Origin of the sequence: Archaeoglobus sulfaticallidus PM70-1, from assembly GCF_000385565.1 — an archaeon.
In the GTDB taxonomy this organism is placed as follows: domain Archaea; phylum Halobacteriota; class Archaeoglobi; order Archaeoglobales; family Archaeoglobaceae; genus Archaeoglobus_A; species Archaeoglobus_A sulfaticallidus.
On sequence record NC_021169.1, the window covers coordinates 784,000 to 808,135 of the forward strand.

The window sequence follows — 24,136 nt, forward strand, 5'->3', positions numbered from 1 at the left end:
TAAGTATTAGTAAAGTGCAGTTAATTGGGGGGTGGCGAGTTGCCGATCGATGGGCCAACTGGATTGTTCGAAGTTGCCGAACCAGATTTCGAGTACATAGTCAAGTGTGTTTTGAAGCTGACCATATCCGAGCTAGAGGTTTACCTCACGCTGATCGAGAATCCAGGCATAGGCGTTGATGAGCTATCGGAGATAATGAGAAAGGACAGGAGCGGGATATACAGGAGTCTGCAAACTCTCCTAGAGAAGGGTCTCGTGAAGAGGGAATACAGAATACTGAAACATGGGGGTTACAAGTACATCTATACTCCGCTCGAGATCGATACACTAAAGGCAATTCTGAAGGAGGAGCTTGAGAGGTGGTTCAAGCGGCTAAATGAGGTTGTGGACAAGTTCACGCTGGATGAGTTCAAAGGTGAAACCAAGGAGGCTGAGACCTGATCATTTCCTGCAGATCTCTATGAAGTTCCTGTAAATCTCCTCACCGTAGCTGGAGTGATAGACCTCCGGATGCCACTGGATGCCGTATATCGGTTTATCAGGATGCCTTATAGCTTCATAGTTGCAGATGTCTGATTTTGCCAGATGGATGAATCCTTCGGGGATCTCCTTGACCTCATCTGCATGGCTTGCCCACACCTTTATTCTGCTTGGTATTTCATTAAAGAGTTCATCATCCTGAAGTATGTTCACCTCCACCTCTGCATAGCCACCAATGTTACCTTTTCCAACCTTTCCACCAAAATGCTCGGCGATTATGTGCAATCCGAGACATATCCCCAGAATGGGAATATCAAGCTCTAAATACTGAAAAGAGTTGCCCGCTCTTTCTATGCTTGGCCCCCCTCCTATAACGAGACCATCGAGATCCTTCAGCTCTTCAGCAGGAGTTGTGTTCTGTATCAGCTTTGTTTCGACATCCAGATCCCTGAGGGTTCGATGAATCAGGTGGTTGTACTGACCGTAGTTATATACAACATATATCCTGACCATACTTTTTTGCATTTGAAATCATTGGATTTCAATTTTTTGCTCATTGAAAAAAAATTAATGTTTTAAATATATCTATAACTTTATTTTTTTGATGTCAGATGCTTCCCTGAAATCCCACAGACATCGTAAAATTTATCTTCCGAGCGAAATATTAAAGATGAACCTGATGAAGGCTGTTATTCTTTCAGCGGGTTTTGGATCAAGAATTGGCGGTTATCCAAAACCTCTGCTGAAAGTTGGAGGCATTGAGATAATTAAAAGGACGATAACCCTGCTATCACCTCATGTTGATGAGTTCATAATAGTTGCCGGAAAGTATTACGAAGATATAAAGCAGTTTCTTGAGAAAAACTGTAGAATCAAATACAGACTGATCAGAAATGAGCATCCTGAATATGGCAATGGCTACTCGCTTCTCCTTGCAAAAGACCACATCGACGGAAAATTCGTGCTTGTGATGGGTGACCACATCTACAGCAAAGAGTTCGTGGACAAAGCTGTAAAGCTCGAAGGGCTGATAGGTGATGCAAAGCCAGCCTTTGTTGATGTCAATGAGGCGACGAAAGTAAAGATATCCAATGGAGTTGTTGAAGATATTGGGAAGAAGTTGAGCAGTTTTGACTGCATCGATACAGGGTTCTTCGTCCTCGACAGATCGATACTCGATGGTATCGAGTTCAGAGGAGAGGAGCTTACAGTCAGCGACATAATGAAGAAAGCGAAGCCAAAGGTCTCAATCCTCAGCGGCTACTTCTGGATAGATGTCGATACCAAAGATGATCTGAGAAGAGCGAACTGGCTCATCGTCAGGAACTCCGTTAAGGGTAGCGGGGATGGTCTGGTATCGAAGTACATCAACAGAAGGATTTCGACGAGAATCTCGGCCATGCTCGTGAACTCAGCAACTCCAAACATGATGACTGCCATATCCTTCCTTACCGGGATAGCTTCATCCCTCCTCGTGCTATTCAGCCTCCCTTTAGCAGGCATAGCCTATCAGCTATCCTCAATTCTAGATGGATGCGATGGGGAAATAGCCAGAGCAAGCCTGAAGCAATCGAGGTTTGGTGGCTATATAGACTCAATCCTCGACAGATATGTGGACTTTCTGTTTCTGGCCATGCTGACTTTCTGCTATGGCCTGAGCTATCCGGCGATTTTCGCAATATTCGGAAGCTTCATGGTCAGCTACACTTCTGAAAAGTACAGGGCTGACTTCGGCAGGAGTATCTTCTCGGATGTAAGGTGGATGAAGTACCTAATAGGAAAGAGGGATGAGAGAATCTTTCTGATAATGCTTCTCTGCATATTGGGTATGGTTAATGAAATATTCTGGGCTATAGCAATTATAACGAACATGAGGGTTATACTTACAGTACTGTTCGTTGCTCTGAATTCCAGATCGTGAGGAAAGATTATTATTTCTCCCGCCAACTTTTATGTATGGATGTTATTATAAAAGGGGGAGAGATTGACGGCAAAGCTGTACCTCCCCCATCAAAGAGCTACACACATCGAGCCTTCATCTCCGCATCGCTTTCAAGATCAAGCAGAGTAGAGAACCCGCTGATATCCTTGGATACCCTGGCAACACTCAAAGCCTGTAGATTCATTGGTGCCGCTTTTGAAAGAAACGAGGGTTTTAGATTTCGTGGAGTTGAGGAGATAAAGACCTCAGGCTACTTAAACCTCATGAACTCTGGCACAACGATAAGAATATTTACGGGCCTGCTATCCTTATCCAGATCCGGAAGGTTCTCCGTGCTGGATGGGGATCCATCTTTGAGGAAAAGACCGAATCTGGAGCTTGTTCTGGCATTGAAAAAACTCGGTGCCCGAATCTATGGAAGCAGCAGTTATGCCCCACCAATATGGGTTAAAGGCGTCGTTAAGGGTGGAGAGGTTGAGATATCAGCTAAAAGCTCACAGTTCATCTCAAGCTTGTTGTTCACACTCCCGCTCTGTGATCAGGATTCTGAAGTCAGGGTTAAGGAGGTTAAGTCCAGGCCCTATATCGATATCACGCTCGATGTGCTGGCAGCAAGTGGAATCAATGTTGAGGAAGAGGGTAATACATACTTCATAGATGGTGGGCAAGAATACCGTTTGGGGAAATATATCATCCCATCGGATTTTTCATCTATAGGCTACATTCTTTCTGCCGGGATCGCTGGTGGTAGCGTCAGGATATACAACGCCTTTCCTTCCAAACAGGGAGATCAGGTAATCGTGGACATAATCAGAGAGATGGGTGGAGAGGTCAGATGGGATAAAGAGAGAGGTATAGTTGAAGCAGAAAAATCGGATCTTGAAGGGATTGAGATTGATGCTGAGAACTTCCCGGATCTCGTTCCCGTTCTGGCTGCTTTATCCGCCATAGCGAAGGGAAAAACCAAGATAAAGAGGATATCCCATCTGAGGATAAAAGAAATTGATAGAATAGAAGGCATTGTTAGAAACCTTGGATCACTTGGTGTGAAAACAGAGGTAGTTGAAGAGGACAACGACCTAAGCTTGATCATCTGGGGAGGAAGAGACGAGTTTCATGGAACCGTGGACTCATTTGGAGACCATAGAATGGCTTTGGCTTTCTCAATTCTTGGATTGAAATCCAGAGGTCTTATGATAAGGAATGCTGAAGTTGTTTCGGTCTCATTTCCTGGATATTTTGAGGTCATGAAAAGGCTGGGAATGAACATCGAGGTGAGGGCATGAACACTTTCGGAAGGATATTCAGGATAACTACATGGGGAGAGAGCCACGGAAAGGCTGTTGGCTGTGTTATTGATGGCTGTCCATCAAATCTAAAGCTCAGTGAGGAAGACATCCAGAGAGAACTCGACAGAAGGAAGCCTGGCAAGAAGCTCACGAGCAAAAGGATGGAAGAAGACAGAGTTGAGATACTCTCCGGAGTGTTCGAGGGAAAAACAACCGGAGCGCCAATATCGATGATCGTCTACAACAGGGATGTGAGAAGTGAGCATTATGTGAAGCTGAAAAACACTCCCCGGCCAGGACATGCCGATCTAACCTATTTTCTGAAGTATAGGCACAGGGACTGGAGAGGTGGGGGCAGGAGTTCAGCAAGGGAGACTGTGGGAAGGGTTGCGGGTGGTGCGGTGGCGAAGAAGCTGATAAATGCTTTTGGCATCAATGTTCTTGGATATGCAATCGAGGTTGCAGGGATAAGGTGGGAGAGAGACAGCGATGACTATCATGAGGTCTTCCAGCGGGCTGAGAGATCTCCTCTGAGGATTCCGGATGAGAGTGTATCAGAGAGGGCAGAGGAAAGGGTGGTTGAGCTAATGAAGGAGGGAGACAGTGCCGGAGGGGTTGTGGAGATTGTAGCCACAAATGTTCCTCCCGGGCTTGGAGAGCCCGTGTTCGACAAGCTGAGTGCAAGGCTTGCCTATGCGGTAATGGGTGTTCCGGCAGTTAAAGGTGTTGAAATAGGTTCTGGCTTCAGACTGGCGAAGATGAAAGGTTCAGAAAGCAACGACCCCATAGTAATAAGAGATGGAAAAGTAAGGCTCGAAAAGAACGATTGTGGGGGGATACTTGGAGGAATATCTGTTGGGGAGACTATAATTGTAAGATGTGCAATAAAGCCAACCCCTTCAATATCGAAGAGGCAGAGGACTGTCGATATCGAAAAGATGGAAGAGGTTGAGATCGAGATAACTGGAAGGCACGACCCATGCATAGTTCCGAGAGCAGTCCCGGTTCTGGAGTCGATGGTTGCCCTAACCCTCGCTGACTTCATGATTCTGCAAGGGTTGATTCCGAAGAGCCTGTCAGAGTAAACTCATTCACTCTAAGTTTCAGAAAGTTTTGAGGGTAATCAAGATCGCATTATCAAACTACCATACCACAACATCAGAAAATGTTTTTTGCTAACAAATGTATTCTTCAGAAAAATTTTTAATAAAGACAGGTTAAACACCAATTATGGTGAACTATATAGAACCAATATACAATCCAGACAACTTTTTCAGAAAGGCTAAAGCAGAGGGTATCGGATTTATTGTGCCGGTTGCCATAGTTGTTATATCGGCAGTTATTGCAACGATCAACGCATATATCACAGCGGACGAGATTGCAAGGATTACTGTTGAGATCATAAACAATAAATTCGCCCCAGATCCAGGGGCAATGTACCAGACAATATACATCTCAACAATAGCTGGATCCTTCATAACTCCAATAATCGGATGGGTAATCCTCAGTGGATTTGCTCAGGGATTGTCTGCACTCTTTGGTGGGGAGGGAAGCTTTTCACAGACTTTGAAGTTCACAGCCTTCAGTTTCTATCCGGGCATAATTCTCTCTCCAATTTCGATAAAGATCGCATTGGATTACGAACTGCTTTTGAGAACCTATGGTGTTCAGGCTTTGCTTAGCAAACCGTTCGTTCAAACCCAGATATTAATTGGCATTATCACAATACTGTGGCAGCTGTTCATATGGATGTTCGCGATAAAGCACGCAAGAAACCTCAGCCTGAAAAAGAGTTTCATTGTAGCAGCAATGCCGCTGCTGATCTACATAGCGCTAATAGCCATGTCCTCAAACAGGTTCTGACTGGTAGGTAAGCCAGTTAGGTAACAGGAGGTAACAGGATAGCAAAATAAAATTTAAGAAAATTTAAAGCTCTTTAAAGCCTTTCAAGGTTCTTCTTATTTTTCTTGATCTTGTAGTTCGCGAGCTTTTCTACAACTGAAAGATCTGCTTCCCTGAACTCGGCATATCCCTTCTCTTTTATGTATTCTATGATCTCCCTACCCCTCTCCGTTCTGACAATTATCGTCGAAAATCCAGCATCGCTGCCAACACTCCCGACACTGATGTCGCTCTCAACTCCAGTGAAGTCTATGCACATCCTGCATCCGGATGGGATTATCTCCTCAAGCTCCTTCACAGGGAAACTAACCTCTCCATCCTCGAACTTCACAATGAACTTGCCCTTGGTTATGTCCGTCTTGACAGCTTTGCTCAGATCAATCCCCTTCCTCGCCAGAAACTCCTTTAGCTGATTGTGATAGAAATTCTCCGTGCAGAATAGTGCCACTGCTACTCCAACCCTGTCCCTGAAGCTCTCTATATTCTGAATCTTTCTGAGTCCTGAGACCATACAGGGAGTCCCTACAAATCCCACTCCTTTCTTGCTCCTGAAAACGGCCTTTCTGAGCTCTGGCATCACATCAGCAAAGCTGTACTTCGTCCCAGTGGCTGTGGATTTTTCGAGCTGTTTGGGTTTCCTTATCGTGACTATTTTTGTTCTCCATTCCTCATCCCTGTCAACGAAAAGCGATGCATCTATGATACCCATCTCCAGCGCTGAAGCCATGATCTCTGTAACCATCGCCCCATCCTGTCCTGTGAACCTCTTCGACCTTCCGGCAAGTATCTCAATGTAATCTCCAACACCGCTGAGAGGTTCGTACTCCCATCTCGGGCAGACCCTTATACATGCTCCGCAGTCAATGCAATCGTTCTCCCAGTTCGGGAAGTCGATTGGCTTGTCTCCGGCTGTTATACCATACACAGGACAGATGGCTGTGCATGTTGAGCAGTGACTGCACAGTCCAGAATCTATCACTTTCTTTTTCAGATTTCCGAAGTACTTTGCATCGATGATCTTCTCTGGCAGTTCCACCTTCACAGAAAAAGTGCCATTCAAATCCACGAGATCCAGAGCCATCGCAGGGCAGTTTCTGACACAAACACCACAGGCACCGCATTTATCCGGATCGATGGAGATTTCAGCATCCCCATTCCTCGAGCAGCTTATCGCACCCACAGGACATGAAAGAACGCAGAGCTGACATGCAATGCAGTTTTCTGGCTTTGAGAAGCCAGATCTCCTGTTCCTGTCAAGTCCAAGCTGCTTTTTGAGCTCCACGAACATGCTCGCATCATACACCTTATCGCCAACAATGCTCTCCATCTTTTCGCGATCTTCGATCATCTCTATTACATCGTATGGACATTTCTTAGCACACTCTCCGCAAAAGTTGCATTTCGAGTAATCCAGCCTGTATGATTTAGGCATTCTTCTTCCATCAGGCATTATCTCGACTTCAATCGCTATGGCCTTCTGCTTGCATGCCCTCTCACAGGCTTTACAGAATATACAGCCATCCATGGTATATACCGGATGCCCTTTATACTCCAAGTTATCACCCCTATGTATCTATTTTAATTGACTAAAACCAATTAGAACTTAAAGTTTTTCTCGAAAAAGTTTTTTAGCAGAAGGTAAATAAAGATTTCTTCGGGTTTTAAACAAAAAATAAAAGATCTCAATTGGATAAATGAAATAAGGAAGGAGCAACATTAAATAAACCTGAATAATTCTTAAGATTACTGTTTAATTTGCGAAAGATTTAAAAGCAAATTGTCTTAATGAATTTGCATCGCTGATAAATCCACAAGGGGATTTGATAATATGGTTAAATTCGGGGTGAAAAGCATGATGATAGGTGATGACGATGATAGTGGGGAAGCACATAATTGCGGAATTTTATGGAGTCCCAGAGGAGCTGATCTCAAAAGAGGAAACAGTGAGGGCTATCGTCGAGGAGGTGGTCGATAAAGCGGAGCTGACAAAAGTAGGCTCTGTATATAAGCAGTTCAACCCCCATGGGGTTACTGGAATTGTTCTGATCGCTGAATCTCATGTTTCTATACACACATGGCCTGAGTACGGGCTTGTGAACCTCGACATTTTTACATGTGGCGACACTTCAAAAACGGAGAAGGCTTTTCGCCTTTTCGTTGAAAAGTTTAAACCAAAATCCTATAGACACTATATTCTGGACAGGGGATAATAATGTCCGAGAGAATTTACAACCAGATACTCCAGAGTTTGGATGGAGAGAAATCGGTTTATGAACTGCTGTATCTGCAGGATGCAAGCCTTCCAGAGGTATTTGAGATCCTCAACGACCTGCAGAGCAATGGGTTGATAGAGATAAAGGATGGTAAAGCAAGGCTGACAGAAAAGGGTAGGCAGGAAGTCAGAGAGAGGGGATTAAAGCACCTCGGTAACATCTACTGCACGGCCTGTGAGGGAACTGGAGTTGCTATCAACGAATTCTTTAAAGAGATACTCGAGAAGTACTCTGAGATCTCGAACAACAGGCCAGAAGCTATAGAGAAATACGACCAGGGGTTCATAAGCCTTGAAGGAGTTATAAGGAGAGTCGAGTTCATATACGATCGTGGAGAGCTGAATTCGAGAATATTCGTTGTTGGAGATGACGATCTGCTGAGCATAGCTGCATCCCTGACGGGTTTGCCGAAAAAAGTTGTGGCTGTGGATATAGATGAGAGGCTCATTAACTTCATCAATAAAACTGCTGAGGAGTATGGACTTAATGTTGAGGCTTTAGTTTATGATGTCCAGCAACCTTTCATGGACGAATTCAGGAAAAAGTTCGATGTTTTCGTAACTGATCCTGTTGAAACCATTCCGGGACTTAAGCTGTTCCTTTCGAGAGGTGTTTCAACGCTGAAAGGACCCGGGTGCTCAGGATATTTTGGAATCACAACGCTTGAGGCTTCCCGCAAAAAGTGGTATGAAATACAGAGAATGATCATGGACATGGGCTTCATCATAACAGACCTCAGAAGGCACTTCAACATCTACCCACAGGAGGAAAAGAACTTTTTCAGATTTCAGGAGAAGCTCCCAATAGTCGAGAGGCTCGGGTTCAATGTTGACTTCAACTGGTACAACTCCACGCTCTTCAGGATCGAAGCTGTCATGGACCCGAAGCCTCTGGTAGAGGGAGAGATGATTCTGGACGAGAAAGTTTACAAGGATGACGAGAGCTGGGCAACACCATACTGAACACCATACTGACATGAAAGTAGCGATTCCATGCACAGATGCTGAAGGAAAAGAGATTTCAAAATATTTTGGTAGGGCTAGGTACTTCTACATCTACGACACCAAGAGTCAAGAAGGTGGTTTGGTTAGGATTCCCTACATCACAGTCCTACCAGGAGATGCTCTGAAGTTCCTCGAGTCCCTGAATGTCGATGCCGTCGTCGTCAACACCATAGGAAACAGAAGCAGGGAATATCTACAAAAACGTGGAATAAAGGTGTTAGAGGGTTTTGATGGGAAAGTTGAAGATATCATAAGCAATTTTATATCTCGGTTTGCTGAGCCATCAGTTGAGTCATGATCTAATCATGACTCATGAATCCATAATTAACCTCTTTTAACTAATTTTTTAGACAGATAGAGCAGCAAGGGGCTGATTATGAAATATACTGGAGCAGCATTCAAACCGAACTCTAATCCAAACAGAGGTTCGATTTCCGGGTTTTGATCTCTTCTGGCGCTTCTTTTGGCGCTTTAATCCCGTGTTCTAATTTCCTTAAGTTCCTTAATTTCCGGTGCACTTTCTCTATTGATTTTGATTTTTTCCGTTTTCAGTACAGCTTCATACACAGCGAGGAGCTTTCTTTCCAACAAACACAGCCTTTACAAAAACCGAGGGGGGTTTACCCCCCATAATTCTCATAAATCTCAGAGATGTAGTTCCTTTTTATAACCTCCCTGAGCTCATCCACAGCGGAAATCACTCTATCGGCGTATGATGTCAACTTCAACCCTCCTGTCAAAGATTATGACATATTTGAGACACATAATGTGATCACCAGCATATCTCGAGACACCATAGATATAGAGTCCGATCTTATGCCAGCGACACAACAAACATTGCCGAAATTAGCATGATTAGCAGAAAGAGGATTAGTGCAGACCTTCTTGAAATACTTCTTCCTTAACTTTTTCAATTCCAGCCGGGATACGCTCAATAATTTCATTGAACTTTTGTTGACTGCATTCTGTAAATTCCTTACGATTTTATGGTAAAAGCGAAATAATTAAACGATGAGATATGGCTTTCTGCCTATGAAATTCCTTATGGAGAATGAGGTTAAGGACATACTTGAAGATTATGGCATAAAAACTGCAAAATGCCTTTTTGCGAGAGATGAGGATGAGGCTGTGGAATATGCTAAACAGATAGGATATCCTGTTGTGATGAAAGTTGCATCCAGAAAGATCATTCACAAGAGCGATGTTGGTGGGGTTCTGCTGAATCTGAACAGCGAGGAAGAGGTCAGGCAGGGTTTCAGGAAGCTCATCAGCATAAAGGATGTTGAGGGAGTTAATGTCCAGCCCGCTCTGAAAAAGGGTATAGAGGTTATAGTTGGTGTGTCTGAGAACGAGCAGTTCGGAAGCGTTGTAATGTTCGGTCTTGGTGGTGTTTTCGTCGAGGTTTTAAAAGATGTCTCAATGAGACTGCTTCCGTTAAGCAGAAAGGATGCTGAAGAGATGGTAAAAGAAATTAAAGGATACAGGCTGCTTGAAGGCTACAGAAACTATAAAGGAGATGTTAAGGCTCTGGTTGATCTTTTGCTGAAGCTGAACGATGTTGTCGAGGAGCAGAACATAATAGAAATGGATCTGAACCCAATCTTCGTTTACGAGGATGGCTATGCTGTTGCGGATGCTAGGGCGGTTGTAGGAAAAAGAAGAGAGTTTGATAGGGTTACTAAAAAAGATCTTCACAGGCTGTTCTATCCTGAGAGTGTTGCGATAATCGGAGCATCAAGAACAGTCGGGAAACCGGGCTACAACATAGTATGGAACCTAAAGCAGCATGGATTCAGGGGCAGAATATATCCTGTCAACCCAAATGCGGATAAGATACTCGACTACAAGTGCTATCCCAGCATTCTGGACATACCTGATGAGATAGACATGGCGATAATAGCCGTGCCGGCGAAACTCGTGCCACAGGTTATGGAGCAGTGTGCAGAGAAGCATGTAAAGGGTGCGGTTATAGTCAGCTCCGGATTCAGCGAGGAGGGAGAAATTGGGGCTGAATATGAGAGAAGGGTGCTTGAAATAGCCAAAAGCAGCGGGATCAGAATATTCGGACCGAACACCACAGGAGTTCTGAACACAGATAACGGATTCATAACAACCTTCGCCAAAATGCCGATAATAAAGGTTGGGGATATTGGCATTGTCGCCCAGACTGGGCTGTTTCTTGGAATAATCATGGCCCATGTGGCAACCAGCCATCCGAGCATAGGATTCAGCAAGATAGTTGGAATGGGAAACAAGATAGATGTTGAAGATTATGAGGTTCTCGACTTTCTGCTTGATGACGAGAAAACAAAGGTTATAGGAATGTACATTGAAGGCTTGAAGAATGGAAGGAGTTTCTACGAGATCTCAAGAGAGGCTGAAAAGCCAATAGTTGTTTTCAAGAGTGGGAGAAGCGATTACGGGAAAAAAGCTGCTATGAGCCATACAGCTTCAATTTGCGGTGATGATGAGGTTTTCTCTGCGATGTGCAAACAGGCGAATATAACGAGGGTTTATAGCTTCGAAGAGATGTTCAATGTTACTAAGGCTTTCTCCCTCCAGCCACTCCCCTCAGGAGATAATGTGGCATTAATACACTACACAGGCTCGGGATGCGTTCAGGGTGCCGATGCGATCTACTTCAACAACTTGAAGCTTGCTGAGCTCTCAGAGGAGACTGTTAAGAAAATAGAGGAGGTTACACCAGAGTGGCACAGGGTCAACAACCCCCTCGACATCTGGCCGATGGTTGAATACTATGGCCCCTACAGAGCATACGATACGGCAATTAACGCATTGTTGAGCGATGAAAATGTTGACTCGCTGGTGGTTGCGATGTGGGCGGGGATAGACATCGGAGGAAGTATATACAATCCAGACTTCAAAAAAATCAAAGAATATGGTAAACCAGTTTACTTCGTTGCTGAGGGTTTGAGAGAGGGAGTTTTCGAGACCAAAAATAGATATGAGTTCAACGGCTTTCCTGTGTACCCTGATATAATCACAGCGGTCAATGTGCTTGGCAAGGTTAGCAGATATGCACGCAGATGGGATTGAGAATTAAGGGCCGTGGGAGTCAGTCTTCGTAGGGTGTCGTGAGAATTTCCCTTATCTTTTTCGCTGTTTTTACTCCAACTTTCGGTACCTTGACAAGCTCGTCAACATCTGCTGTTGCTATCCTCTCGATCGTTTTGAAGTGTTTGAGCAGATTTCTTGCAATGACGGGGCCTATATTCGATATGGATGATACTATGTACTCCTGCTGCTCCTTCAAATCCATCTTCGTCTTTCCGGAATGAACTGCTACCTCTCTCGAAAGAAGCTTCTGCTCTCTTCTCGCGATGGCGAGCAGTATCTCTGCTGTCTCAATCTCGTTCTTCGTCTGGATTATAGGTATCGATAGATCAACGGCTATCGCCGCAATAGCCCCTCTGATGGCATTCGGATGTATTCTGCCATACAGCTCCCCTTCTATTATCAGTATGGGCTTTTGATAGCTTTTTTTAAGCTCCAAAAGTTGATTGAAGATGTTCCTGTCAGCGGATGTTATGCTATCTATGAAATCTTCAGCCGTCTTTCTCTCCACACCAACCCTATCGCTCAGAACATAGTCTGCTGCCTCGAGGTTCCTGATCTTTATCTCAGCGTGCTTGAAGAGTTCTTTGACAACTCCGCTCTTCATCTCTCTCGAATCGACATAGATCACCACCTCCTTGCTCTCTTCAGGCCTCTTGTATTCAGCAGTGGCTTTGCTCCTAAGCCACTCCTTAACCCTGTATATCTGCTCATACATCAGCCTCTCCTTCCTCAGGCTCGACCAGTAATAAGCCTCATCTCTCGTTCCCTTGGCTATCAGCACAATTATTTTCCCCTTCCTGAACCTTCCGGTTCTTCCCTTTCGCTGTATCGCCCTTATCTCTGAGGGGACTGCTTCGTAAAATATCACGAGGTCTGTAGCTGGAATATCCAGTCCCTCTTCCCCAACAGAGGTTGCAACGAGGACATTGAACTCTCCTTTCCTGAACTTCTCAACAACCTCTATCTGCTCCTTCTGCCTCATACCCTTGTCATCTATCCTGCTGGACTGGCCAACGAACCTTGCAGCCCTGATATTCTCAAGCCTGTTAAGCTCCTTTACCAGGACTTCTGCTGTATCCCGGTATGTGCAGAAAACTATCGCTCTCATGTCATCCTTGAGCCCTTTAAGCACTTCCTTGATCTTCTCCAGCTTTGGATGATCGATCGTGCACTTCATCGCTTTGAACATAACCTCCCTGAAGATCGGATCTGAAACGAGGTTTCTGGATGCCTTGCTACCTCCTTTCGATTTGCTCTCCTTCACAAGCCTTTTGAGATAATTTTTAAGGGCATCGAGCCCCTGAGTTTCGATCAGCTCGATTCCATGAACGATTTTCATTACCTCCGCCATCAGAGAGATTGCTTCGAAGGTTTCCGGATCCTTGCTCTCCATCGCCATCATTTGCAGGGATTCCTGAATTGCAAGCAGCTCTCTCTTGGTATTATATGATACATTTATTCCGAGCTTCTCGAGCCTCTTTAATCGGATCTCCAGAGCTTTCTGAAACTTCTCCCTGACATCCTTTAGCTCATCAGGAATGTCAACCTTTATCCATACGATCTCCTTCTCGTGGATGTAGGGCTTGACATCGGGATCGAACTCGGTTCTTACCTCAACCTCCTCTATGCCAAGGTTCTCAACGACCTCCTTTATCCTCTCGATATCACTTCCCGGACTGGCTGTTATTCCAAGAATCAACGGGTTTTTTGCAGTTTCAAGATAGTGCTTCGCTATGAACACATAGGAGTAGTTCCCTACAGCCCTGTGTGCCTCATCAAAGGTTATGTGAACAACATCCTCCAAGCTCAGTCTGCCGGCTATGATGTCATTCTCAATAACCTGAGGTGTTGAAACTATTATTCTTGCCATGCCATAAAGCTCAGCCCTTTTTTCCGGGCCTATTTCTCCTGAGAGAGTTATTATCTCATCAGCATCAATCTTCAGATTCTTCCTCAAAAACTCAGCATGCTGCTCAACAAGTGGCTTTGTCGGAGCAAGAAACAGGGCTTTTCCACCATAGTTAAGCAGCCGTGAGGCTATCACATATAATGCAATAACGGTCTTGCCCAGTCCTGTTGGGAGAACTACCAGTGTGTTTCTGAGCAGGGCAGTTGCAGATATGGATACCTGATACGCCCTTCTCTCGATGGCCTTCTCCCTTATCAGGGGATGGCTGATATACTCCTTTTCGGTGAAGAAATCGAGGGTTAGCTCTCCTTTCGATTTTTTTATCACACTCATCAATAGTTTGTCTGATATTTAATCCTTATCCGCCAGTTTCTTTACAGAATGGGCAATTCTGTGAAATGTCGTCAGGAATCCGAGTATCGCTATTAGTATCAGCGTTGCATAGTACTGCCTGAAAAGCAGTCCGAGCATTACTATCGCTATTCTCGTGTCCCTGCTTCCTATCCCTACCTTGCACTCCACCCCATAAGCTTCAGCCATCGCTCTTGAGATGCTCACGCCAAAGGAGCCTATAATCGCGAGAAATCCAGCCAACCAGTAGCTCGATGGATTAATGGATACAATACCCATTATCAGAGCAGAATCCACAAACCTGTCAAAGATTCTGTCGAGATAGCCACCCAGTTCTGTAATCTTTCCACTAATCCTCGCGAGATCGCCATCCGTGCAGTCGAGAATCTGAGATATCAGTATAACCACAATCGACCAATAAATTCTGCCAGCATATATCAGGTATCCAGCATATATCCCGGTTATCAAAGACGCTATCGTGATGATATTCGGGTTTACATCAAATCTGGACAGAAACCTGGCCAATGGCCTGGAAAATCTTCGATACACGAGTTCGGTTAAAAAATAATCCCACTTAATAATATCACCTCCCAGCAATAACTTTTAAATAAGCTAAAAATTAAATAATTTTTCATGGAGGTAGTTATTCTGGCTGCTGGGCTCGGCTCGAGGCTGGGCCACATTACATCCACAAAGCCAAAATCACTGCTCCGAATCGGAGACAAAACCCTGATAAGGAGGATAATAAATACAATAAGGAAATATGGCATTATGGATGTAGTTGTTGTCACAGGCTATAAAGACAGGATGATCAGGGAGCATTTGAGAAACGCGTACAACATGAACATCGAGTTCGTCCATAATGCAGATTACGATATAACGAACAACATCTACAGCCTGTATCTGTCAAAGGATGCTCTTTCAGGAGGAGACTTCTACATAATAAACTCGGATGTGCTGTTCCATGAGAAAATATTCAGCATACTGCATACGAGCAAGAAAAATGGTTTGATTCTGGCTGTGGATGTTGTGAAAAAGCTTAACCGAGAATCCATGAAGGTTGTGCTGATTAACAACAGAGTTTTGTGGATAAGTAAGAAGATTCCCACAGATAAAGCCAATGGAGAGTACATAGGGTTAGCAAAGGTTGGGAGCAAGGAGTTCAAGAGCCTCTTCAGATCGCTAAGGCAGGTTATGGAAATCCATGGTTATAACGAGTTCTATGAGTCGGCATTTCAGCACATGATAGACAACGGTAGACCTGTAACATACGAGTCAACGAGGGGTCTGCCGTGGATAGAAATAGATACCATTGAGGATCTCAGACTCGCTAACGAGCAGATATATCCAAAAATATTGAGAACTAGGTATTACTAGTTCTGATTCGCTCTTGCAAGTTCCACAACCTTTACCGAGAGTCCTTTCTCACAAACCCCTGGAGAGTCGCCGATTATCTTCTCAACCACAACCTCTTCACCATCCATCAATTCTGCAGGATGGCAGAGGTTGTACATCGAGCAGTTGAATATCTCGCAGTGCTTTTTCTCGTACCTTATCTTTGCCCCCTCAACCGACTTCTTTGATTCGAGCAGGGCTATTATCGGCAGCTCCACGACCTCAACTGCAACAACCCCTCCATCATGCAAGGGACATTCCTGAACAGTCCCATCCCTCAGGCTGACGATCTTGTACTTGGCATTCTCCTTCAATCTTAAGCATGGCCTCTTCAATCTGCACTTTTCACATTCATCTCTTCCACCGATGAAAGTGAACTCCACTCCTATATTTGCCCATGTTCTTCCACATAATGTGATGATCTTGTTTACCTCATCCATCATAATCACCCTTGAGTTAGTGGTTTTTTTCAACATCCAAATATTTAAGTTTATGGAGATGGCTATGTTGTGATTTTAACGATGTTTACATGGGTGTCGTACAGCATATCAGCAATATTGAGCAGATAGGATGAGTCTTTTACCGCTCCCACCCATTTCTCCGGAATGGCTTTGAAGCCGTATTTTGCACCGCTCAAAGCCCCTGCTATGGCAGAGATCGAGTCCGTATCTCCTCCAGCATTCGCCCCCTTGGTTACGGAGGAGTAAAAATCCTTTGAGGAGAAGTAGCAGTAAAATGACATGGGAACGACATCCCATGTCATTATTGAATTTCCTAGCTTCTCAACAGCATAATCCAACCCTTCATCCCTTATCTCCATTGAATACTCAATCTTGTCCGCCAGCAATGGATCAAAGGTTCTGGTTCTTTTCAAAACCTCCTCCAGCATTTCATCTTCATTGAAATCAGAGAGTATGCAGGCTACTGCCACAGCAACAGCAACTGCACCTCCAATGGCTGAGGAGTTCTTGTGGGTTATGGATGATGAAATCACTGCATATTTTTCAACGAGATTGATGCTGAAGTGATATACCAGCCCTACCGGAGCTACTCTCATTGATGCCCCGCATGTGGCTGAATCAACTCCCGCCTTATCCCACTGCATACCAGCAATGAGGTTTCGAAGTGCCTGCCTTGTGGTAGGGCCGGTTCGTATTCTAAATGCTCTTTCCGCCCAGTTCCTGAGCTTATCGGCGAAATCATCCGGATCGAAATACACCCTGTCAATTATCGACTCGGCAAGCAATATCATCTGTTCAGTATCATCCGTCCACTCACCAGCCTTTAAATCCGGAGAGGGATAAAAGTCATCCACATATCCATAAATTCTCTTTATCTCATCAAGCTTTAACCCCTCGGTGGGCATTCCCAAGGCGTCTCCAATAGCCGTGCCGAGGATACAGCCCCTAAAGAGGTCTTTAAGAGAGTCCATCGAGGATAATCTGCAATTGAGAATATAAGATTTCTGAATTAAAGTGCAAAGGGTTTTTATGCAGAATAGCCCATGCAGTTTTGTGAGAGTCATAGCAACGGGAACATTCGAGATAATACACCCCGGACACCTGAGGTTTCTCGAGGAGGCCAAGAAACTTGGTGATGAGCTTATAGTTATAGTCGCAAGGACGAAGAATGTCAAGCATAAGCCCAAACCCGTGATACCTGAGGAACAGAGAAGGAAGGTTGTTGAGGCGATAAAGTTCGTTGACAGGGCGATTCTTGGAGACGAGAACGATATCTTCAAGCCCATCATCGAGCTAAAGCCGGATATAATCGTGCTTGGACACGATCAGCACTTCGATGAGAAATGGCTCGAGGAGGAGTTGAGAAAGAGGAATGTCCCGGCAAAAGTCGTCAGGATTAAGGTTAAAGAACCATGTGAATTCTGCAGCTCTGCAAAGATCATTCAGGCAATAGTCGAAAGCAGAACCAAGGCCAAAATCAATTAATTTGATATTTTCTGCTTTGAAAAACTTTTTATTTTTCGGTTAGGAAATAAGCAGAGGAGGACTGGATGCTGGATATAGCAAAGCTGTCTCCGCTCCACATATACATCCTGATACATTTGCGGAGAGCCAACATAGACTATGCCAAGTCCATATCCAAAATCACAAAGATCGACCAGCAGGAGATTGAGAAAGCTCTGAAGGAGCTGGAAGAGCTTGGACTGATAGATCGCTCTCATGGATCGGCAATCAAGAGAACAGCAGCCAGATTCAAGCTGAGCCATGAGGTGCACAAGCACCACACATACTATTGCTTAACAAGGCTTGGTGAGCACACATCGCGAATGCTGAGGGATCTGCTTGGTGACTACCTGAGCAGTATCACAGGTTATGATGCTGCACTTGACATCATAGAATATCTCGCAAAGGCAGAATGTGAGCATGCTGGATGGCTGGCAAGGGTTTTCTCGATGAAGGTGAGTGATGTGCAGAGCTTGCTCACCAAGCTCTTGGATCTGGGACTGCTTTCCGAATGCAAGGCAAAGGTTCTCAAAAAGAAGCACAGAAAGGGAAAGCCGAAGAAGGAAACAAGAACCCACCACACATACTACAGGCTCTCCAGACTTGGAGAGATGATGCTCAGGTATATCAGATAGCTTTCAGGTTGAATCTGATAACACAGTCGAGCATTATGTTTAGAGAGTTAGACCAAAACTTTATATTCTTGAGACCATACTGTGTGCATGCGTTATACGCTTGCAGTGTTACTGGTGCTGCTCACATGCGCAATCACGGTCAATGCTCAGAACCACAACCCGAATGATGTTAATGAATTGAATAACCCAGGTAATAACCTGCTTGACATAAAGAAGATTGAAGTACTGATAGAGAATGATTCTGTCATAGTTAATTTGAGGTACAATGTCGATGCAATCCAGAAGTTTCAGGTTCTGCTTTTTGGAGCCATGTCCATCAAAGACATTCTGGAAAATCACTTCGCAGGATGGGAAACGCTGAAGGTTGACTCCAGTGAGGCCATATTCAAAATGAATCTGGTCTACATCAACGGCACGGCATATTTCAAGGGCTTGAAATTGAACGATAGCTTTGACTTATACCTCAACATAAGCGGAAGCAGCATATACTATGGCACCACAGACGAGATACCGGAGTTCTTCTATTCTTAACCCTGCTTAACTTTCGCTTAACCCAGTTCAACTTAAGCCTAATTACTAGGATTACTCTTCCTTTTCAATTTCTATGATCTTTATGAACTCAGGGGGGATCTCCTCAGAAAGCACTATGTGATTATTCGCCTTCAGGAACTTTATACCTGCCGTTCTGGCCTTTTTCGCATCGACCATGAGTATTATCGGCTCATCCGTCCTCAATAAGGCAACCTCTATACCCTTATCTATTGTTGTCGAGAGATGGACAAATTTCTGGTTTACAGGCTTTATTCCAATCTCCAGCAGTCTGTGTGCCTCTTCCTCACTCGTTCCATAATAGAGAACATCGTTTTCAGCCTCTTCATAGTCGTTCAGCTTAACATCAACACTGTGTCCGTACCTCGCTCTTATCTTTCCATCGGAGAGTTCATATCTGCCCTTCTTGTCTGAATACACGATTGCCTTTATTAGCCACTTGTTCGCCCATCTGTACTTTCTCGATACAACCTTAGATAGCTTCTCAAAATCGACCCAGCCGTTCTCATCCATTTCAAGCCCAAATCTATCTGGAAAATGCCGCAAAATTCCAGAAATAAACCTTCCAAGCTTCTCAACCTTTACCTTGTCGAGTATTAGCTCACCCTTATGGTTGCACCTGTCGCACCTCTCTCCCCGATAATATCCATGTTCTGGACAGAACCTTATGTCTTCCATTTCATCACCCATGCATCAGCCAGTAAATTGTTGATGCTATTACTCCGATTGCAGAGCATGTTTCGAGACTCACGCCCTTCCAAGTTATATCCAGATGGTATTTTGATTTTTTCAATAAATCTTTCGGCAGACCCTTTCTCCCCAGCCCTATTAAGAATGTCAGTGATTCGCTCTTTAAAAGTTTTTTTAACTCCTCAACACTCAAGCCTTTTTCAGGCCTAGAAGTTGTAGCCACAATGCTCCCAAAATGGGCTGGTATCTTGTCGATGAGATGTATCTTTCCAGATTCGAGCATGCTTTCAGCATACTTGGGATCTCCGATGGTGGTGTACTCAACAATCTCCTTCACAAGCTCCTTTTCATCGTTCCAGAAGCCAAAATCCAGCAATGCGAGATGGAAGCTGTACGCATAGCAGATCGGGATCGCTCTTGCTATACTTCTGTAATGGATTTCGTGAAGCTTCAGCTTATCGTAGGTGTTGACGAGGCAGAGGGAGATCATACATCCATTCGAGTGGCTTTGATAAAATACTTAACTCGATAAACCCAATCCAACTTAAATCCAAACTGGCATCCCAATAAAGTATTTAAGGTTGGAAGTCGAGGGTAGAGAGAATGTTTGGGTGGGGAGAACTCGGGATAGTGATAATACTCGCAATAGTCCTTCTCGGTCCGGATAAACTGCCGGAGATATTTAGAACTCTCGGAAAAATATATGCAGAATATAAGAAGGCCAAAAAAAGGTTCGAGCTTGAAGTACTTTATGGATTCAGCATGCCTGATGACGATCTGATCGATAAGCTATCTAAAAAGAGGATAGATGAAATAATGAAATCTGAACTGATAGGAGAGAAAGAATGGGATGAGAACATCAAAAAGCTCCTGATGGACGATATCGATATGAAACCCACAAAACAGGCAAATCCAGAACCTGAAAAATCAGCCAGTATAAAGGAAAAGAAAGACTGATTTTTGCTCTTTTATTCATTTTGTGAGCTGTTAACAATTCAATGTCCTGAGAAGATTTTACTGGCAAAAGAGGAGATTATTCTCAGTCAAAGCTCCACAGGATAATGGCAGGTTTATGAGTGAGAGAGTTCATGGTGAAGCTTTTTCAATTTTTCCCATTTCTTCTGTGTGAACTTCTCAATCTCATCTATCTCCTCATCGCTCAGATTGCTGAATCTGCCCTGAATTCTCAAATAGTCCCTCAAGTCCCTTAGCTTTCTTTTCCCTTCCACAATGCTCCTGCTCAAGCCCGTGAACCTGAACTCACCATGGATGTGCTCGTACAGGATCCACATACCCGTCTCGACTGCGAGTCTTCCGACTTCAACCGTTCTATCCATCGGAAACCTCCATCCCGGCGGACAGGGAGCCAGGATTTCTATGTATCTGAACCCCTTAATTTTCCTCGCCTTCCTGACCTTGCTGTAAAGATCCCTCAGGTAGCCTGCAGATGCCGTGGCAACATATGGCACATCATGGGTTATCAGGATTTCCGCAACATCCTTTCTGTGCTCCCTCTTTCCGCTAACCGTTGTGTTCGTCCAAGCTCCATACGGTGTTGCTCCACTCCTCTGAATGCCAGTATTCGAGTAGATCTCGTTGTTGTAGCATATGTAAAGTATGTCCTCATTCCTCTCTGCCGCTCCGGAGAGAGCCTGAAGTCCGATGTCATATGTTCCACCATCTCCTGCCCACACAACAACCTCTGCATCAATTCCCTTGAACTCGAGGGCACCCTTAATTCCAGTTGCTGTAGATGCTGCCGATGCAAAGGTGCAGTTGAAAACGGGTATGTTTATTGCTGAATGCGGATAGGCTCCCATATATACCGAGGTGCATGATGCAGGAACCACAAGAACAGCCTTATCCAAAGCCTCCAGCACGGTTCTGAGGCACATGGTCGATGGACATCCCTGACAGGCGGCAGTTCCGGGGAGCAATTTAGCAGTAATCATGTGAACCCCCTCAACCTTTTCAAAGACCCAACTATCGCCTCTGCGGTAACATCAACCCCTCCAAGCCCGAGTATTGCTGAGTTCACATCCCCCAGAATCGATGACATCTCATGATGGAGTATACCACCTGTTCCGGGACTCAGCGAGCGGTCGATGACAAAAACCTCTTTGCCTGAGAGCATCGCCTTGATTATTTTCTTGGGGAGGGGCTTAAAGCTCTTCACCTTCAGCAACCCCCACTTCTCTCCTTCATCTCTCAAAAGATCCACAGCAACCCTCGCCTCAGACGCCACAGCCCCCATGGAAACCATAACCTTCTCGGCATCATCCAGGAAATAGCCTTCACAGAGCATGGGTGTGTATCTGTTGCTGTACTCCAGAAACTCCTGCTCGATGCAGCCAATCACATCAAGCGATCCTTCTACAGCTTTGTGGATAGCTTTTCTAAGCGAGAAATAGCTTTCTGGAGGGGAAATGTTTCCGAAGGTTGTGGGATTGTCGAAGTCTATGCCTTCAGCATCCCTTTCCTCGATGAAGCCATCCAGTGGTGTTACCTCGATTGGCTTCGTGGAGTGAGATAAAACAAATCCGTCGTAGCATACCATCACAGGGAGCATAACCTGCTCGGCGATGCGATAGGCCATCGCTATCGTATCGTATATTTCCTGAATATCGCTGCAGTAAAACTGAAGCCATCCTGTATCTCTCTGAGACAGGGAATCGCTCAGATCCGACCAGATGTTCCATCCCGGCCCGATAGCTCTGTTCGCGACAGCCATAACCACTGGCGTTCTGGCGTTGACAGCGAAATGCAACATCTCATGCATATATGCCAAACCGTGGCTGGAAGTTGCTGTGAAGGTTCTCAAACCAGCGTAACTTGCTCCTACACATGCAGACATCGCAGAATGCTCTGACTCCACCGCAACGAACCTCGCTTTCATCTTTCCCTCGTCGATTAGCTTAGAAATCGTTTCGATAACAGATGTTGCCGGTGTTATCGGGTAGCCTGCCACGAATCTGACCTTCGCGTTCATTGCTGCGTATGCCGAGGCTTCGTTCCCCGTGAGAATCTTTGTCTGGAGCTTCTCTCTATGCTCAAGAACTTCGAACATATTCTTTCACCTCCGATTCCTTAACTCCGGATATCGCCCTTTTCGGACAGACAGACATGCAGATCATGCAGCCCTTGCAGTACTCGTAGTCTATATCAACCATACCTAGGACAACCGAGATAACACCCTCAGGGCAGTAAAGGGAGCATGTCCCGCACTCATTGCACCTCTCTCTATCAACAACAGGCCTGACAATTCTCCAGAGGCCGGTTTTTCCAGCCACTCCCACAGATGGTGTTGATACTGGAATCTCACACCGTCCAATCTCCCGGAGATCGCTATCCACGCGATCGAACCGCAAATCCCTGCCAGAAACCCTTGATGCACTCATGTACGCCTCATCAAATGCTAAGAGAGCTTTCTCCCCAAATTTCCTTTCAATAACATACCTCATCGAATCATAGATCACAACATGTGACAGAGCCCCGAGCATGGGTATGTTGTAAACGGGCATCCCAGCCACAACAAGATCGTACTTCTCTGCGATGCCATCTGCATCAACCATAACGATATTTCTGGCATCGAGGAAGTCTCTGGAGTTTACTACAACCACACCATCTTCCTTAAGCCCGGAAAAAACATGTGGAAAGTTTATGAGAACCGGATCGAAGATCACCACAACATCAGGCTCATATACCTGGCTTGTACGGTATATGGGCTCATCAGATATTCTTGCAAAGGATACAACCGGAGCTCCTCTTCTTTCTGCTCCAAAAAATGGCATTGATTGGGAATAGTATCCATCAAGATACGCTGCTTCGGCTATGAGCTTGCTCGCAGTAACAACCCCCTGCCCACCCCTGCCATGAATTCTTATCTCAAGATACATAATGATAATTAGTTTTAAAACTATATAGCATAAGGCTCGAACATGTTAGCATTCGCAACATCAAAACTCTATCAAATGCGGCTCCCTCTCCTTGATCTCCCTTATGATCCTGCTCAAAATTTTCTGCTCGGCTATTCTGATGTGGTGCAGGCAGGTGGATTTTGCGATACCGAACCTATTTGCTATGCTGCTGAGATTTGTTTTCTTCGGATATTCGAAGTACCCATCCATGTATGCTCCAATCAGAACTTTCTTCTGCTTGGATGACAGGCTGCTCGAGATCTCATCGATAACATCCCTGAAGCCCTCATCAAGAGCCTTTACATTCTCTATTCCCAGTACCTCATACTCCAGTTCCTCGATTTCGTTCAGCTTTTCCAGCGTCATGCTCAGGTTCTTGTCATAAATCAGAATCGTCCAGTACTCATTTCCATTGTGAATGACTATGTTGGACGGCATCATCTCCAAAGCGAAGATGTTCTCGTAAAATGTTGATGATGAGGAAAACCTTCCATGGATGTAAGCTTCCAGATTCGTCTTCCCTATGAAAAGGATGTCTATTGCGAATTCATCGTAGTTCTTCGCGTTCTCGATGTAGTCCTTTAAAGCCTGATAGCTATCAGCAATAAGCCTGAAATTCGCTCTGATCTCATCTCCAATCTTAAACGCTTTATCAACTATCAGCGACACTTCGGGATGATCCTTAGTTGTTTCAATCGACCAGCAATTTGGATGCCACAACTTTATATCTACCCTTTTTAATTCCATTGTTTTAAAGT

Annotated in this window: 26 protein-coding genes; 14 read left to right on the forward strand and 12 right to left on the reverse strand. The window is 44.8% G+C overall.

The window, feature by feature from the left end:
- Window positions 1-39 precede the first annotated feature (39 nt).
- Window positions 40-441, forward strand: a complete 402-nt coding sequence (locus ASULF_RS04250; RefSeq protein WP_015590462.1) for a helix-turn-helix domain-containing protein — start codon at window positions 40-42, stop codon at window positions 439-441.
- Here ASULF_RS04250 and ASULF_RS04255 read toward each other — a convergent pair whose 3' ends face one another.
- Window positions 442-993 carry a GMP synthase subunit A gene (locus ASULF_RS04255; protein ID WP_015590463.1) on the reverse strand — a complete coding sequence of 184 codons (552 nt, stop codon included), beginning with the start codon at window positions 991-993 and terminating at the stop codon, window positions 442-444.
- 91 nt (window positions 994-1,084) lie between these two features.
- Here ASULF_RS04255 and ASULF_RS04260 point away from each other — a divergent pair, with 91 nt between their 5' ends.
- The 4 genes from ASULF_RS04260 (at window position 1,085) to ASULF_RS04275 (ending at window position 5,574) form a co-directional block, all read left to right on the forward strand.
- Window positions 1,085-2,401 carry a bifunctional L-myo-inositol-1-phosphate cytidylyltransferase/CDP-L-myo-inositol myo-inositolphosphotransferase gene (locus ASULF_RS04260; protein ID WP_015590464.1) on the forward strand — a complete coding sequence of 439 codons (1,317 nt, stop codon included), beginning with the start codon at window positions 1,085-1,087 and terminating at the stop codon, window positions 2,399-2,401.
- Between the two features lie 35 nt (window positions 2,402-2,436).
- Complete coding sequence (aroA, locus tag ASULF_RS04265) at window positions 2,437-3,708, forward strand: 3-phosphoshikimate 1-carboxyvinyltransferase (RefSeq protein WP_015590465.1); 1,272 nt, start codon at window positions 2,437-2,439, stop codon at window positions 3,706-3,708.
- On the forward strand, window positions 3,705-4,796 hold the full coding sequence (aroC, locus tag ASULF_RS04270) for a chorismate synthase (protein WP_015590466.1): 1,092 nt from the start codon (window positions 3,705-3,707) through the stop codon (window positions 4,794-4,796). The genes aroA and aroC overlap by 4 nt, the downstream gene beginning before the upstream one ends.
- A 145-nt stretch (window positions 4,797-4,941) precedes the next feature.
- On the forward strand, window positions 4,942-5,574 hold the full coding sequence (locus ASULF_RS04275; RefSeq protein WP_015590467.1) for a YIP1 family protein: 633 nt from the start codon (window positions 4,942-4,944) through the stop codon (window positions 5,572-5,574).
- A gap of 73 nt (window positions 5,575-5,647) precedes the next feature.
- On the opposite strand, the gene ASULF_RS04280 is transcribed toward ASULF_RS04275, so the two are convergent.
- The gene (locus ASULF_RS04280) at window positions 5,648-7,168 is read right to left on the reverse strand and encodes a Coenzyme F420 hydrogenase/dehydrogenase, beta subunit C-terminal domain (protein WP_015590468.1); all 1,521 of its coding nucleotides are present in this window, start codon (window positions 7,166-7,168) and stop codon (window positions 5,648-5,650) included.
- A gap of 316 nt (window positions 7,169-7,484) precedes the next feature.
- On the opposite strand from ASULF_RS04280, the gene speD reads away from it, so the two are divergent.
- The 4 genes from speD (at window position 7,485) to ASULF_RS04300 (ending at window position 11,947) form a co-directional block, all read left to right on the forward strand.
- Window positions 7,485-7,823 (forward strand): adenosylmethionine decarboxylase, encoded by a 339-nt coding sequence (speD, locus tag ASULF_RS04285; protein WP_015590469.1) that lies wholly within the window; start codon window positions 7,485-7,487, stop codon window positions 7,821-7,823.
- A 2-nt stretch (window positions 7,824-7,825) separates the two neighbouring features.
- Window positions 7,826-8,848, forward strand: coding sequence for a bis-aminopropyl spermidine synthase family protein (locus ASULF_RS04290; RefSeq protein ID WP_015590470.1), 1,023 nt, complete (start codon window positions 7,826-7,828; stop codon window positions 8,846-8,848).
- 13 nt (window positions 8,849-8,861) lie between these two features.
- Entirely contained in the window at window positions 8,862-9,188 is a 327-nt protein-coding gene (locus tag ASULF_RS04295) for a NifB/NifX family molybdenum-iron cluster-binding protein (RefSeq protein ID WP_015590471.1), read from the forward strand.
- A gap of 734 nt (window positions 9,189-9,922) precedes the next feature.
- Window positions 9,923-11,947 carry an acetate--CoA ligase gene (locus ASULF_RS04300; protein WP_015590472.1) on the forward strand — a complete coding sequence of 675 codons (2,025 nt, stop codon included), beginning with the start codon at window positions 9,923-9,925 and terminating at the stop codon, window positions 11,945-11,947.
- Between the two features lie 19 nt (window positions 11,948-11,966).
- Here the strand turns inward: ASULF_RS04300 and ASULF_RS04305 are convergent, their stop codons facing one another.
- Together ASULF_RS04305 and ASULF_RS04310 are read right to left on the reverse strand one after the other, a co-directional pair.
- The gene (locus ASULF_RS04305) at window positions 11,967-14,210 is read right to left on the reverse strand and encodes a DEAD/DEAH box helicase (protein ID WP_015590473.1); all 2,244 of its coding nucleotides are present in this window, start codon (window positions 14,208-14,210) and stop codon (window positions 11,967-11,969) included.
- A gap of 18 nt (window positions 14,211-14,228) precedes the next feature.
- Window positions 14,229-14,825: a CDP-alcohol phosphatidyltransferase family protein gene (locus ASULF_RS04310; RefSeq protein ID WP_015590474.1), complete on the reverse strand. Its 597-nt coding sequence runs from the start codon at window positions 14,823-14,825 to the stop codon at window positions 14,229-14,231.
- A 36-nt stretch (window positions 14,826-14,861) separates the two neighbouring features.
- On the opposite strand from ASULF_RS04310, the gene ASULF_RS04315 reads away from it, so the two are divergent.
- Entirely contained in the window at window positions 14,862-15,605 is a 744-nt protein-coding gene (locus ASULF_RS04315) for a phosphocholine cytidylyltransferase family protein (RefSeq protein WP_015590475.1), read from the forward strand.
- Here the strand turns inward: ASULF_RS04315 and ASULF_RS04320 are convergent.
- A complete protein-coding gene (locus ASULF_RS04320) occupies window positions 15,602-16,063 on the reverse strand; it encodes a UPF0179 family protein (protein ID WP_015590476.1) in 462 nt (153 codons plus the stop codon). The two genes, ASULF_RS04315 and ASULF_RS04320, sit on opposite strands and share 4 nt — an antisense overlap.
- 62 nt (window positions 16,064-16,125) lie before the next feature.
- Window positions 16,126-17,055 (reverse strand): ADP-ribosylglycohydrolase family protein, encoded by a 930-nt coding sequence (locus tag ASULF_RS04325; RefSeq protein ID WP_015590477.1) that lies wholly within the window; start codon window positions 17,053-17,055, stop codon window positions 16,126-16,128.
- A gap of 58 nt (window positions 17,056-17,113) precedes the next feature.
- Between ASULF_RS04325 and ASULF_RS04330 the strand changes: the two genes are divergently transcribed.
- The 3 genes from ASULF_RS04330 (at window position 17,114) to ASULF_RS04340 (ending at window position 18,753) form a co-directional block, all read left to right on the forward strand.
- A complete protein-coding gene (locus tag ASULF_RS04330; protein ID WP_015590478.1) occupies window positions 17,114-17,569 on the forward strand; it encodes an adenylyltransferase/cytidyltransferase family protein in 456 nt (151 codons plus the stop codon).
- 65 nt (window positions 17,570-17,634) lie between these two features.
- Window positions 17,635-18,222 (forward strand): DUF2250 domain-containing protein, encoded by a 588-nt coding sequence (locus tag ASULF_RS04335; RefSeq protein WP_015590479.1) that lies wholly within the window; start codon window positions 17,635-17,637, stop codon window positions 18,220-18,222.
- A gap of 87 nt (window positions 18,223-18,309) precedes the next feature.
- Entirely contained in the window at window positions 18,310-18,753 is a 444-nt protein-coding gene (locus ASULF_RS04340) for a hypothetical protein (protein ID WP_015590480.1), read from the forward strand.
- A 51-nt stretch (window positions 18,754-18,804) separates the two neighbouring features.
- Here the strand turns inward: ASULF_RS04340 and ASULF_RS04345 are convergent, their stop codons facing one another.
- Complete coding sequence (locus tag ASULF_RS04345; RefSeq protein WP_015590481.1) at window positions 18,805-19,449, reverse strand: RNA 2'-phosphotransferase; 645 nt, start codon at window positions 19,447-19,449, stop codon at window positions 18,805-18,807.
- Window positions 19,450-19,453: 4 nt separating this feature from the next.
- Window positions 19,454-19,951: a DUF531 domain-containing protein gene (locus tag ASULF_RS04350; RefSeq protein WP_015590482.1), complete on the reverse strand. Its 498-nt coding sequence runs from the start codon at window positions 19,949-19,951 to the stop codon at window positions 19,454-19,456.
- Window positions 19,952-20,064: 113 nt separating this feature from the next.
- On the opposite strand from ASULF_RS04350, the gene ASULF_RS11295 reads away from it, so the two are divergent.
- A complete protein-coding gene (locus ASULF_RS11295) occupies window positions 20,065-20,418 on the forward strand; it encodes a Sec-independent protein translocase subunit TatA/TatB (protein WP_015590483.1) in 354 nt (117 codons plus the stop codon).
- Between the two features lie 113 nt (window positions 20,419-20,531).
- Here the strand turns inward: ASULF_RS11295 and ASULF_RS04360 are convergent, their stop codons facing one another.
- The 4 genes from ASULF_RS04360 to ASULF_RS04375 are packed head-to-tail and all read right to left on the reverse strand — an operon-like array spanning window position 20,532 to window position 24,125.
- A complete protein-coding gene (locus ASULF_RS04360; protein WP_015590484.1) occupies window positions 20,532-21,413 on the reverse strand; it encodes a 3-methyl-2-oxobutanoate dehydrogenase subunit beta in 882 nt (293 codons plus the stop codon).
- Window positions 21,410-22,528 (reverse strand): 2-oxoacid:ferredoxin oxidoreductase subunit alpha, encoded by a 1,119-nt coding sequence (porA, locus tag ASULF_RS04365; RefSeq protein WP_015590485.1) that lies wholly within the window; start codon window positions 22,526-22,528, stop codon window positions 21,410-21,412. Before porA ends, ASULF_RS04360 begins: the two co-directional genes overlap by 4 nt.
- The gene (locus ASULF_RS11300; RefSeq protein ID WP_015590486.1) at window positions 22,512-23,357 is read right to left on the reverse strand and encodes a 2-oxoacid:acceptor oxidoreductase family protein; all 846 of its coding nucleotides are present in this window, start codon (window positions 23,355-23,357) and stop codon (window positions 22,512-22,514) included. The genes porA and ASULF_RS11300 overlap by 17 nt, the downstream gene beginning before the upstream one ends.
- Before the next feature lie 60 nt (window positions 23,358-23,417).
- On the reverse strand, window positions 23,418-24,125 hold the full coding sequence (locus ASULF_RS04375) for a helix-turn-helix domain-containing protein (protein ID WP_015590487.1): 708 nt from the start codon (window positions 24,123-24,125) through the stop codon (window positions 23,418-23,420).
- Window positions 24,126-24,136 lie beyond the last annotated feature (11 nt).